Raw genomic sequence first — 13,456 nt, 5'->3', positions numbered from 1 at the left:
GTGGTAGATGACTCAATCTTGTTTTGGTGGCGATTAGTCGGATTCCCAACTTTGGAAACTATGGAGTTTGCTGCCCCTGGACAAGTGTGTTTAGACAACAGTCATACGGCAGCGCTACGACGGCGCCTAGTATTCGTACGGATTGGGAAAATATAGGTGAATTTTTTTGCGAGTTGTACGCAGTACAACAATTTCCTTGGTTTTTATCATAAAAGTGGAATATGTTGCATTTCGTACAACAATTTAGTTGTAACTAGCCCTAATAGGACGTTTTCAAGCTAATTTGTTGTATTTTTTGCAACATTCGATGGAAAAAGGTTGGTTAGCTCGGCAAAAGTTGTACATAGTACAACTTTGCTAATCATTGACTCCCTTTACTAACCCAAAACGTAACATTGTCGCCCTGCAAGCCTTTCGTACCTGACTTTGGGTCTTGTTTAATGACGGTTCCCTTTGGCTTATCATTTGCTTCAATCAAAAAATTGTAATGCAAACCGGCAGCCAATGCTTGCGCCTCGGCATCAGCTTGAGATAGACCTACCAGGTTCGGTATTGCCACTTCCTCGGTTTGTTTGTTCGAATCTCCGAGAGGCTTCGTTGTAGATGGGGCAGGTGTATTTGTCGGCGCTAAAGGTGTGGCGGTGGGTATAGGTACCACAACAACCGGCTCCACTTTGGAAGATGGCCAAAGCGCCCAAACCGCGACCAAGACGACGACCAAAATAGCAATTGCTCCTATCCCTGCCTTACTTAAAGCGCTCAGTGATTGTGATCGCTTTTCAGCTGCGGGTGCAACTTCATCTACCTCATCCTCAACCTTATCCACCCCGCGGTTTTGAATTTTACTTGGGTTTTGATATTGAATTTGTTTGTGGATAGGCCCCACGTCCTGCTTTTGACCGGAAGATGGTAAACTCCGCAATCCAAAAATCAATGAAGACAGAGATGCGTGACCTTGGCAGACGAGCTTAATCAGCTTAATTAAAGCCAATTTCTGCTCATATGTCGCAGATGGAATAGGCGTGCGCTCCAGATGTGTATGCATCACTTCAAAAGTACCCGTAATCGTCTCCGCGCCAGTAAAGAGCTGAATCATCAACCGACAAAGCCCGATTGCTCCTTGTGCCTGAGGATCGCCTTTGTCCCAATAATTAATGACGGAAAGTTTGCCGTGATCATCTAACCATAAATTTTCAGCGCCTACAGTAAATCCTGTAATACGTTCTTCCATCGCGTCAAGCAAGGAAACCCCTAGATCAGCAATCATTGCAATGATGGTATGGAAAGACATTTCTTTCTTGTTAACATGGTTGGAGAATAGTGAGCCTGGCTTAGCTTGCAGAATGATCGTAACCGAATCTTCTTCTACAGATGTATCCAGGATATGTTGAAAACCGTCATGTATGAAAGCTGCTTTATGATGAAGGGTTCGAATGTAATCTTCGCCGATCTGGCCAGGTTGAAGCTCTATTTGATAAAGGAGAACCTTTCGAGTTAGAAATAAATCATCACCGTAATGCAGAGTGCCATGAGGTAATGAGACGATTTGTGTATCTAACACATATCGTGTACCAATTTTTTTATGCATGGAATATCCATCCTCTCTCTTGATGGCATCATTAGGAGTTGCCTTTATTATATATGATTCGGCGGGATATAGGAATTTAGGTATTTTGAGGGGGAATAATGATTATTAATCGGTATCGTGTTGGAACAGTGGAAATCAATTTCATCGAGTGGAAAAGATTTGAGTCAAACGTATTATGAGCTTCAACATCAGCAGTTGGAACAGCTTGTTGTAAAGCTAATCGAAGAAGTCGAGGGAATCTCAAAGTTGAGTTTGGATCCTGAGGCAGATAGCAGTTATTTCATTAATTTTACTGTACACCTTTTTCCTCAGTTTTGGAACAAGCTTGAGAAAATTGAGTTGAAAGGTACATTTCCTATGAAGCCATATCTAGCTGATAAGATTCAGCTGATCTAGGCTTTTTTTTCTATCTTCGGGAAACTAAAAGTCTATGATTCAAATGACCTAGATGATATGATAGTTTTACAGAATTTTTTACAATTTGATCCAATATGAGGGGGAACTGTGTTGAAAAAAGTCGTTATTTTGGGCGGCGGTGTTGCCGGAATGAGTGCCGCGCATGAATTGGTTGTAAGAGGCTACGAGGTGTCAGTCTACGAGTTTAAAAGTATTCCAGGCGGGAAAGCGAGAAGTATGCCTTTCGTAGGCAGCGGAACTGGCGGGAGGAAAGACCTTCCAGGTGAGCATGGTTTCCGGTTATTCCCTCGCTTTTACAGACATGTCATAGATACTTTGAAACGAATTCCCTATGAGAATGGAACCGTATATGATAACTTAACAGAAGTGACACGGTTAGATATTGCCACCTATACAGCACCGCTATTGCCGCTGCTGGCCAAAATTGAATTCAGTTTAGACAATTTTATGGTTGTCATCAGAGATTTATTCGATAATGGCTTAGGTCTAAGTATGGATGATCTGGAGCAATATGGACGTAAGCTTTGGCAAGTCATGACGAGCTGTGATGAACGCATTCGCGAGGAATATAACCTCATCGATTGGTGGAATTTCATTGAGGCGGATCAACAATCCCCTGCATTTCAAAAAATATTCGCTGGATTTACCAAAACCCTCGTTGCTTGTCAATCCAAAATTGCAAACACTCAAACAGTCGGCCCTGTAGCTGTTCAAATGACACTAGATATTACAACACCAGGCACGAGCTTTGTACGTCTCTTGAATGGTCCCACGAATGACAAATGGGTGAACCCTTGGCTTACATTTTTACGAGACCAGGGAGTTGATTATCATTTAGAGGCGAAAGTTGAAAGCATCGACTGCGTGGATGGCGTTATTCGCGGTGCGAAGGTGACAGAGAACGGTAAAACTTTCGATGTAGAAGCTGATTATTACATAGCTGCATTCCCGGTTGAAGTGATGGGTAAATTCATTACCGACGCTATGGTACAAGCTGACCCTACACTTGTAGGTGTGCAGAAGCTTGTTGATTCCGTCGCATGGATGAATGGCATTCAGTATTATTTGAAGGAAGAACTGCCTATCACACATGGACATGTTATATACTTAGATGCACCTTGGTCTCTGACTTCGGTATCTCAAAAGCAATTTTGGCCGGACGTCGACCTTAGCCAGTATGGTGATGGCACAGTGAAGGGCGTTTTATCCGTCGATATTTCGGATTGGGACACACCAGGGGTATTATTCGGTAAATCGGCTACACTTTGCACGGCTGAAGAGATTAAAGCCGAAGTATGGGCACAGATGAAGTTAAGCTTGAACGTAGATGGTGCTGTTATCCTAGAAGACGATGTTCTGCATTCTTGGTTCTTGGATACGGATATTCAATTTGAGAATCCAGATCAAGCGTGTACGAATATGGAGCCGCTGCTCATTAATCGCGTGGGTACTTGGGATGACCGTCCAGAAGCGTATACCGCAATTCCGAATCTGTTCCTTGCTGCTGATTACGTACGTACGAATACGAACCTTGCGACGATGGAAGGCGCTAATGAAGCAGCGCGACGAGCAGTTAATGCCATACTGAAACAAGATGGTTCGACGGAAGAACCTTGCGAAATATGGGAGATGTACACCTTTGAGCTGGGACATATCGATTTATTGAAACCTTTTCACCATCATGATAAGCAACGATTTGAGAAGGGGCTTCCTTGGGATGGAAAGCTTTTTTAGGAATACCTAGCAGCTAGTTTTACTAGGAGGATTTTATGCTAATTTTGCCGGAATACGAGTTGATCAGACAAATCTATCAAGGCGAACGGACCGTACTCTATCGTGCTGTTCATAAGCCGACTATGGAAAAAGTAATTATCAAAACCTTACGTTCAGACTTTCCTATTTCAGCAGATATCGCTAGATTGAAACGTGAGTATGAGATAGGTAAAATGTTGGACTTTCCCGGCATTGTTAAGCCATTGGCGCTGCCCAAACATCAAAACAGCCTAGCTCTCATCTTGGAAGACTTTGATGGTGAGACCTTGTCGGCTTATTTCCCTATGTTTCGTCAGTCCATACAAGCCTTTCTCATAGCTGCTATTCAATTGGTCAAAATCGTTGGGGATATTCATCAGCGGTACGTTATACATAAGGATATTAAGCCTAGTAACATTATTATTAATCCCGATAAGCAGATCATGAAGCTGGCTGATTTCAGCATTTCCTCTTTTACGAGAGAACGTCAAGAAATGCTGGACCCGTTGATGCTAGAGGGAACTTTAAGTTATATGTCGCCTGAGCAGACAGGTCGTATGAATCGTATTATCGATTACCGAACGGACTACTATTCCTTGGGGGTCACGTTCTATGAAATGCTCACCGGACGTCTTCCGTTTCAAACGGAAGATCCGGTGGAGTTGATCCATTGCCATTTTGCCGTGACGCCGACTCCTCCTGAAAGCTTACGGATGGGTATACCGAAGCCGCTATCGGATATTGTTATGAAGCTTCTTGCTAAAAATGCGGAAGATCGATATCAGAGCGCCTACGGCATTATTCAGGATCTCGAGCACATCTTGATGCTGAGCAATTCCGGAGAAGAAATGACGGAATTTACTGTTGGGCTCTATGACATGACGGACATGTTCCAGATACCTCAAAGGTTGTACGGACGTGCTCAGGAAATCGAAAATCTGCTGCATGTTTATGGACGTGCAGTGCATGGATCGCTGGAGGCGGTTTGGGTAACCGGGGAATCTGGTTATGGCAAATCGTTTCTCATCGCTGAGACGATGAAGACGATTATGAAGGACAATGGCTGGTTCTTATCCGGCAGATTCGAGCCAAACAAACAGCATGTCTCGTATCATGCCTTGTCTAGGGCGCTGCGTCAGTTAGTCCGTCAGCTTCTGACGGAGAAAGATCATCAAATCGAAGAGTATCGCGGACGTTTGCTGAAAATACTGGGAACGAGCGGGAAAGTATTGACGGATCTCGTGCCGGACCTTGAGCTCCTAATTGGTGAGCAGCCCATTGCGAAGCAGCTTCCTCCGCAAGAAACACAGAATCGATTACACTTTTTGTTGCAGCAATTTCTATTAATCTTCTGTGTGAAAGACCGGCCTATCGTGTTGTTTCTGGATGATTTGCAGTGGGCAGATGCGGCCTCCTTGCAGTTTCTTGATCTGCTTTTGAACGATTCCCAAATGAAGTATTTCCTATTCATAGGCTCCTATCGAAGCGAGTATGACACTAATTGGTTATCGTCTACCCGTGTTCAATTGCTAGATAAGCTCCCAGAGCGCCTTGTTACTGAACGGATTATTTTGCAGCCAATGGAAATTGCTGATGTCGAGCAGTTGATTGCGGAGTCGTTGAAAACCGAGCAGCAGCAGGTAGTGGAGTTGGCTCAACTCGTTCTGCAAAAAACTGGAGGAAATCCTTTTTTCGTCAAACAATTTCTAACTGCCTTACACGAGCAAAATTTACTCACCTTTAATTATGAAGTTAATCGTTGGATATGGAATATTGATGAAATTCAGAAGCTTAGAATTACCGATAATCTTATGTTCCTCCTAGCTGAGAAGCTCCAGCGTATGCCGCCCAAAACACAATACTTATTGCGGCTGGCTGCTTGTTTAGGGGCCTCTTATGACCTGGAGGCACTTGGTATCATTGCTAAGATGTCCTTCACTGATGTTCTACATGAGTTGGAAATTGCGATCCAAAACGGTTTGATGATTCCTGTTGGCACGGATTATAAATTTTTTATTGAGATGCAAGGGAATTCAACTGCACGAGACATACGTTTTATGTTTGTGCATGATTCGATTCAAGAAGCCGTTTATGGATCCATTGAAGAATCAGAACTGCCAGAAATGCATTTGAACATCGCGCATCAGCTGCTGGAGCATTTACCTGACGATCAGGCTCAGCCACGGTTATTCGATATCGTCAACCATATGAATATGGGCTCTAACTTGCTAACGGAGCGGCAGGAGCTTATCCAGCTTCTAGAATTTAATCTCAATGCAGGCCGCAAAGCTAAATCTTCGAATGCTTATCGTTCTGCACTTCAGTATTACAATAAAGCATTAGCTTTGTTGAAGCTGGTAGAAGGTGTGGAGTTAAATTACCTAAGCTTTTCCATTCGACTGGAGAAGTCAGAGGTGCTCTATCTGAATGGTCAGGCGGATGAAGCTGAAATATCGTACGAAGAACTGCTTGTAGATGCCCGTACGAACGAACTTAAGTTGGAAGTGTATAACTTACAAGTGATTCTGTACACGAACGTCGGAAAGCAGCATAAAAGTGTGGAAGTCGGATTGAAAGCCCTAGCTGAGCAAGGCATCCGTGTTTCTAAAGAACCGACGGGTGTGAACATATTTTATGAATACATGAAACTGAAAGCAATGATTGGACGGAAGAATACGCTTCAGCTGTACGATTTACCGATTATGGAAGATGAATACAGAACCAAATTAATGAATTTAATGATGAGTATTGCTGTCTCCGCGTACTTCGTGAATACAAATTTATTTGTTTTATTCATGTTTATCATGACGAAGCATGCGTTGAAATATGGTAATTCCTCTGTAATGGCCTATGTGTACGGATCATATGGCTTGATTCTGGGCTCGGGCTTCGGTGATTATCAACTAGGCTACCAGTATGGGCAGCTTGGCGATCGCATGAATGCCAGATTTCAATCCCATCAATTCCGCAGTAAAAGTCATTTCTCATTCGGTTTGTTCGTCACTCCTTGGGTAAAGCCTTTGCAGGTGTGTTTGGAGCATTTGAAGGAGTCGTTCCGAAGCGGGATCGAAGATGGTGACTTAGTTTTCGTAGGTTATGCCCTTACTTATCAGGTTTTGGTGAAGGATTTTCAAGGTGTTGTACTTTCGGAAGTACAAGAAGATCTAGCTAAGAATTATCGGATATTAGAACAGACCAATCATCATGACACCCTTCTCATGTTAGAAATGCTCCGTAAGGTCATTCATAATTTGGAAGGGAAGTCTGAGAATCCCCTGATTATCGGCAAGGATGAGGCAGAGGAAGAACAGTTTGTCCGTAAGCTGGAAATCCATCCAAACCAAGTCATTATTCATGAGTATACGGTAAAAAAAATGATGCTATATTATTTGTTTGGTCAATATGATGAAGCATTAAAGTTTGGCAAAGATGCAGAACCTATGCAGTCTGTTTCTTTCGGGCTGTTTCATATTCCCGAGAACTATTTCTACTATGCCTTATCGATAGCTGCTAAATATAAAGAGGCTGCAATTTTAGAGCAGAAGATGATGGCCAAACAGATGAGGAAGATGCTTCGCAAGATGGATAAATGGGCTGCTCATTGTCCAGAAAACTTTTTGCATATTAGCCTATTAATGCATGCGGAGTGGAACCGTGTAACAGGACATTTTCAGAAAGCGGAGCAAGAATATGAAACGTCAATCCGGCAAGCAAGGGAGCAGGGCTTCATCCAGCATGAGGCGATTGCTTGTGAGCTAGCAGGGAAGATGTTTAAAGAAGCGGGACGTGAAAAGATTGCCAAAACCTATTTCGTCGATGCGTATTACGGTTATCTAAGCTGGGGCGCTAAGGCTAAGGCTGAGGAGTTAATGCTGCGTTATCCAGGCTATTTAACATCACTTAAGGAGTCGATGGATTGGAGCACAACCAAAATAAGTGACTATTCCCTGCAGGCGCTTGATTTTATGACGATTATGAACACGTCTAGATCGTTGTCGAGTGAAGTTAATTTGGAGCAATTGATCAAGCGGTTAATGGAAATTGTAACTTATTCGTCTGGCGCGGAAAGAAGCATCCTTGTCTTGAAGGAACGTGACAGCTTATTCGTGGAGGCAGAGATGCTTGCCATTGACGGCAAGGATTCCTGTACCGTAAGCTCTGTTCTGCTGGAGACAAGAGAAGATCTCCCGACGGCTGTGATTCAATTCGTTGCTCGAACCAAGGAAGGCGTAGTTCTCGATGATGCCGAGAATAAGGGATTCTTTACACATGATCCGTATATTCGGGCAACGGAGAGTAAATCGATATTCTGCGAGCCGATCCTGCATCAGGGCAATCTAGTCGGCGTCTTTTATCTTGAAAATAATTTGATTCGCAATGCCTTCACATCAGACCGTCTTGATATTATCAAGCTGTTGTCTGCTCAGGCGGCAATTTCGATCGAGAATGCGAGACTCTATAATGATTTGGAGTCCAAAGTCAAAGAACGGACGAACGAATTGATCTTGATGGAGACGTCGCGTCGAGACCTGCTGTCTAATATTTCCCATGATTTGGGCACGCCACTCACGTCCATTCAGGGTTATGTAGAGGCTATTTTGGATGGGGTTATTCAAGAGCCTGAGGAACAGAGAAAGTACCTTACGGTCGTTCACATGCGGATTGTCGGCATTCAGCGGCTCATTACGGATCTCTATCAGTTAAGTCGACTTGAGACTAAGCAGTTCCATTTTCAACTAGCCCCAACCTCATGCGGAACGATGGTTCGTCAGCTTTTTGCGAAGTATGAATTGGATGCAGCGAATGCTGGAATTACCTATACGCTCGACATGGCACATTCGGAAGGCGAAGAACTGCTTTTAACGGTAGATACAGATCGTATTGAACAGGTGTATGCGAATATTTTATACAATGCAATTAAATTTTCTACTAGAGGCGGATTCATTGATGTTCACGTGTCAATCAAGGATGAGCCAAGCGAGTTAGTGATTCGGGTTACCGATACCGGCGTGGGGATTAGCGAAGAGGATCTTCCACATATTTTTGAAAGGTTCTACAAAGTGTCCAAATCACGCAGCACGTCTGGCGGCAGTGGACTGGGACTCGCGATTGCAAAGGAGATCGTGCAGTATCATGGTGGGCAGATTTGGGCGGAAAGCCGCCTTGGTAAAGGCTGCAGCATCTCGTTTTCATTACCTGTGCATCGGATTTAAGCTGCGAGAACCGTATACCTCACATGATCCTGTGTGCGGTATACGGTTTTTTGGGCTAAGGTCGAATAGTAACTCTAGTGTGGATGGGCACAAGTGCGGCTAACTCAAGAACATCTTCGTTATACATGCGGATACAGCCGTGAGATGTTCGCTTGCCTATTGAAGAAGGATCATTCGTGCCGTGGATTCCATAATGAGGTTTGCTTAAACCCATCCAGAAGACGCCGAAAGGACCGCCGGGACGTGGTTGCTTATTGATAATGAAAAATTCACCCGTCGGTGTGTTCGTTAACATTTTACCAATACCAACTGGGAATCCACGTACAACGCGATTTACATCCAAAAGATATAATTGAAAGTCAGAAAGATCAACAATAATTCGGTAATTGGGCATAGGATCGTCACCTCAATTTATTCTATGTAAATAGGAACGTTTTCGATATTAAAACTTACATGTGATATACTGCTGTAGATATCAGTCACCGAAGGAGAAACAAACATGCAATCATTTCTACAGTTTAATCCAACAAGATTATGGTTTGGGCAAGGTCAAATTGAGCAGCTCCAGCAGGAACTTGGTTTGGCGGGCAAGCGAGTATTGCTCGTGTATGGAGGCGGAAGCATTAAGAAAAATGGTGTATACGATGCTGTTATGGAACAGCTTACACATATGCAAGCGGAAGTGTTTGAAATGTCCGGTGTGGAGCCTAATCCACGACTCAATACAGTACGGAAGGGCATAGATATTTGCCGCGATAAGCAAATCGAGCTCATTCTGGCCGTTGGCGGGGGAAGTGTGATTGATTGTGTCAAAGCGATTTCCGTGGGCGTTTATTATGATGGGGATGTTTGGGACATCGTTACTCGGAAAGCTGTGCCTCACAAAGCGCTTCCTTTCGGAACGGTATTAACACTTGCGGCTACAGGTTCTGAGATGAATAATATTTCCGTCATCACACACTGGGAGAAAAATGAAAAGCGTGGTTGGAGCAGTCCTTTCGCTTATCCGGCTTTCTCTATTTTAGATCCGACGTACACATATTCTGTGCCTATGGATCAGACTGTTTATGGCATCGTGGATATGATGTCGCATGTGCTGGAGCAGTACTTCCATCGGACGGAAAACACACCTATGATTGATCGTTTCATGGAGTCTGTCCTCTTGACAGTCATAGAAGCTGCACCGAAGCTGCTTGCTGATCTTAACAGCTATGAGCATAGAGCAACGGTCATGTATGCGGGGACGACTGCCTTTAACGGTCTGCTGTCCAGCGGCACAGATGGTGGAGATTGGGCATCGCATCAGATCGAACATGGCCTATCCGCCGTTTATGATATTCCGCATGGCGGAGGGCTTGGGATTGTATTTCCGAACTGGATGAAGCATTGTGCTGAGGAAGATCCATCGCGGATGAAGAAACTGGCAATAGCTGTTTTCGGTATCGATCCATCTGATAAAACGGATCATGAAATTGCACTCGAAGGGATTGAAGCACTGCGAAGTTTCTGGAATTCCCTTGGTGCGCCGAATCGATTAGGGGATTATGGGATCGATGATTCTAGGATAGAGGAATTAGTCCATAAATCATTCATGAAGGATAAAGTGGGGCAATATAAAATGATGACTCGAGAAACAGTCAGAGATATTTTGATTCGATCTTTAGCATAAAGATTAGGGGTTCATTTAAATAAGCTATCCCGTAGATTGATTTACGCGGGGTAGCTTTTGTTTTTTTGCAAACATTAAAATTGCACAAACTCGTAGAGATATGGTCGATTATCGTGTAAAGTAAAAAAGGTGACAACCCATATTATGTAAAGTCTCAAGGGAGTGGATCTAATCAAAATTCGAATTATTGGAGCTTGTGGCAGCGGGATTAAAGATAATCAAGAGATTCTGAGATATCTACAAGTGATAAGATGAGACTTACATCTTCTTATTTTTGGTTGCTTACTTTATTGATCATTAGTGCTTCAGGTTTTTATTTGATAGACCTGATGACATTTAAGCCAAAGCTAGATGGCGCAATTTCAGGGAATGGTAATCCCGCAATCATCATCATGTTTGTTGCAATTCCCATATATGCGGTGTTACTAGTTATGACATCGATGCTTTTTTATAACGTTAAGAAAGTATCTAAGATAAAAAAAGGTTTAATCATCTTTTTAATAAGCTTACTACTAATATTTTGTGTTGTAGGAGAGATCAACGAAATCAAATGGCATCTTGACATACTGAAAGGAGGACCCAACAATCCGAATTCAATTATTTATAGGTGGGGATGGTTCAATCAGTATACGAACACCATTTTTTTTAATGTATACAGCTTTGTTTTTGGGATAGCCCTTTCGGGGGTACTTGGGTGTATATTATCAATCAAGAAAAATCGTGAAGGACAACAAGCATGAAAAAACCTCTTGTAATAGGCATTTCTGGAGGCTCCGGAAGTGGAAAAACGACTTGGAGTCATTACTTGGAAGAACATTTTAGTCATTACAAAATCCGAATTATAAATAGTGATAGATACTTTAAGAAGCTCAGGCCTGTTACCAGAGCACCTTTCTCAAATAAAGAATACGATGATTTTAATCAACCGGAGTCTGTTGATGTTGAAAGATTAATAATTGATATTGATACTACTATCTGTAATGATGAATTAGATCTTTTAATCGTTGAGGGATTTCTCATATTTCACTTTGAAGTTTTAAGAGAGCGTCTAGAATACAAGTTTTATATAGATTGTGAATCTGATGAGAGATTAGTTAGAAGGATTGCGCGAGATTCGAAGGATGGAAATAACGTTACCGAAATCGTTGCTGAATACTTAGACCTTGTTAGACACAGTCATGATAAGTACGTGGAACCAACAAAATGGCATGCCGATCTTATTATTAATGGAACTAGTAGTGAGAATAAGGGAAGACAAATCATTGTTGATTGGATTCAACGGGAATTTCTGAAACGACGATCGACCTATCGCGTATGAAGATACTGAGCATATTTAAGCAATTGGAGGAAGTAGAAATGTCATTTTTCAAGAAAATGCTAGCAAGCGTAGGGATTGGGAACATCAAGATAGACACACAGTTTCATACGGAGGATTTTATTCCGGGAGAGCTGGTTGAAGGCGTCGTTATTGCCAAAGGCGGAAAAGTGGAGCAGAAGGTTGATAAAATCTATTTTCAAATCATGACGGAATATAAGAAGCCTGTGGAGACTGATGCTAATCGAGATGGGCGAACTGAAACTCGTATGCAGAAGGAAACTGTCGTTATTGCCAATATGCTGCTTGGTGAAAATCTCGTGATTGCACCGGATGAAACGATTGAAATTCCTTTTCAATTTGTTCTGCCGCATGAAACGCCAATCTCAATCGGTGTCAGCCCGATCTGGGTGCGCACAGGTTTAGACATTGATAATGCGGTGGATCCCTCGGATCGTGATGATATTGAAGTTCAGGCACATCCGCATACTGCTGTTGTTTTTGAAGCTCTTGAAGAACTCGAATTTCATTTGCATCAAGCGGAGAATGAGTATTATTTACAACGAGATTATCATTTACCGTTTATTCAGAAGTTTGAATTTGTCCCTTATCAAAATGGCGAGTACCGCAGCTCGGTGGATGAACTTGAACTCATCTTCTATCCGAATGAAGACGGCGTAGAGATCATTCTAGAGTTCGATCGCAAAACGCGTGGTTTCAGCGGATTTCTATCGGATATGTTGGATACGGATGAGTCCCATCATCGCTACTTTTTCAATAGCGAAGAGCTGGAGGAAGGATCTTCCTCGGTAGCGGATCAGTTCAGGGGGATCTTTGACGAGTTGCTGGAGTAATACATAATAAGAGGCTTTCACTAACGGTAGGATGATTACCGGGAGGGACAGCCTCTATTCAATTCAACTTTAGTTTCCGTAAATGTCTTAAAAAAGAGGCCTAAAAGGCCTCCGTATCCATCCATTATGCATGTGCTAATTGTTTAAGCTCAAGTTTTCCTGTCGTTAAATACGTGAGTTCCGGTGTTGAGAAAAATTCAGCTAATCGCCGAAGTCTCATATATATCGTTCGCAAAATAACGGAATCCATCTCTGTGATCATACTGCGATTTGCAATAAAATCTCGCATGCTCACCTTGATGAGATACTCGCTATCTCGAAGATCGGTTATCAGTTGTTTATTGGGAAGGTCTCCGTAGTTGACTATGTATTTCGTTTGACCCAGAGCACTTTGATACAGTTCAGCACATGTTCGCGTAATTTGTACTTGCCTCTTTGCTCCCATAGAGTCAGTGACGGTAAGTAATTGATTTTTGGCATCTAATGAGTTCTTTTTCAAATAAACAATTTCGTGAGAGGCAATACCCTCAGTGAGTAAACGAACAATAATGGCATCTTGCGGATTGATACAGCGAGTTTCGATAAAATGAATTTGTTCTAATGTAATAATACGAAATCAGCATCCCTTCAAGTGTGTAAATTGGATTT

The 13,456-nt window shown here is 42.7% G+C and carries 10 protein-coding genes and 1 pseudogene; 8 read left to right on the top strand and 3 right to left on the bottom strand.

Annotated elements, in window-relative coordinates; translation table 11 throughout:
• Positions 1 to 361: 361 nt before the first annotated feature.
• Positions 362 to 1,588, bottom strand: a complete 1,227-nt coding sequence (locus AC58UU_RS04095; RefSeq protein WP_497313260.1) for a PASTA domain-containing protein — start codon at positions 1,586 to 1,588, stop codon at positions 362 to 364.
• Between the two features lie 159 nt (positions 1,589 to 1,747).
• Here AC58UU_RS04095 and AC58UU_RS04090 point away from each other — a divergent pair, with 159 nt between their 5' ends.
• From AC58UU_RS04090 to AC58UU_RS04075, 4 genes and pseudogenes are all read left to right on the top strand, one after another.
• Positions 1,748 to 1,984 (top strand): hypothetical protein, encoded by a 237-nt coding sequence (locus tag AC58UU_RS04090; protein WP_497313258.1) that lies wholly within the window; start codon positions 1,748 to 1,750, stop codon positions 1,982 to 1,984.
• Positions 1,985 to 2,092: 108 nt separating this feature from the next.
• Positions 2,093 to 3,739 carry a hydroxysqualene dehydroxylase gene (locus tag AC58UU_RS04085; protein ID WP_497313256.1) on the top strand — a complete coding sequence of 549 codons (1,647 nt, stop codon included), beginning with the start codon at positions 2,093 to 2,095 and terminating at the stop codon, positions 3,737 to 3,739.
• A 35-nt stretch (positions 3,740 to 3,774) separates the two neighbouring features.
• Positions 3,775 to 8,463: pseudogene (locus AC58UU_RS04080) on the top strand (AAA family ATPase); the annotation flags it as partial.
• Between the two features lie 54 nt (positions 8,464 to 8,517).
• Positions 8,518 to 8,970, top strand: a complete 453-nt coding sequence (locus AC58UU_RS04075) for a sensor histidine kinase (protein ID WP_497313976.1) — start codon at positions 8,518 to 8,520, stop codon at positions 8,968 to 8,970.
• A 55-nt stretch (positions 8,971 to 9,025) separates the two neighbouring features.
• On the opposite strand, the gene AC58UU_RS04070 is transcribed toward AC58UU_RS04075, so the two are convergent.
• Entirely contained in the window at positions 9,026 to 9,364 is a 339-nt protein-coding gene (locus AC58UU_RS04070) for a L,D-transpeptidase (protein WP_497313255.1), read from the bottom strand.
• 105 nt (positions 9,365 to 9,469) lie between these two features.
• Between AC58UU_RS04070 and AC58UU_RS04065 the strand changes: the two genes are divergently transcribed.
• The 4 genes from AC58UU_RS04065 to AC58UU_RS04050 all read left to right on the top strand — a co-directional run bounded on the left by AC58UU_RS04065 (position 9,470) and on the right by AC58UU_RS04050 (position 12,808).
• Entirely contained in the window at positions 9,470 to 10,639 is a 1,170-nt protein-coding gene (locus AC58UU_RS04065; RefSeq protein WP_497313253.1) for an iron-containing alcohol dehydrogenase, read from the top strand.
• A 251-nt stretch (positions 10,640 to 10,890) separates the two neighbouring features.
• Positions 10,891 to 11,379 (top strand): hypothetical protein, encoded by a 489-nt coding sequence (locus AC58UU_RS04060; protein WP_497313251.1) that lies wholly within the window; start codon positions 10,891 to 10,893, stop codon positions 11,377 to 11,379.
• Entirely contained in the window at positions 11,376 to 11,957 is a 582-nt protein-coding gene (locus AC58UU_RS04055; protein WP_497313249.1) for a uridine kinase family protein, read from the top strand. Before AC58UU_RS04060 ends, AC58UU_RS04055 begins: the two co-directional genes overlap by 4 nt.
• Before the next feature lie 38 nt (positions 11,958 to 11,995).
• A complete protein-coding gene (locus tag AC58UU_RS04050; protein WP_497313247.1) occupies positions 11,996 to 12,808 on the top strand; it encodes a sporulation protein in 813 nt (270 codons plus the stop codon).
• Positions 12,809 to 12,932: 124 nt separating this feature from the next.
• Here AC58UU_RS04050 and AC58UU_RS04045 read toward each other — a convergent pair whose 3' ends face one another.
• The gene (locus AC58UU_RS04045; protein ID WP_497313974.1) at positions 12,933 to 13,415 is read right to left on the bottom strand and encodes a phage lytic cycle repressor MrpR family protein; all 483 of its coding nucleotides are present in this window, start codon (positions 13,413 to 13,415) and stop codon (positions 12,933 to 12,935) included.
• Between the last annotated feature and the right edge of the window lie 41 nt (positions 13,416 to 13,456).

The organism is Paenibacillus sp. JT22N1, from assembly GCF_059692155.1.
This window is presented reverse-complemented; position numbering and strand designations above follow the sequence as displayed.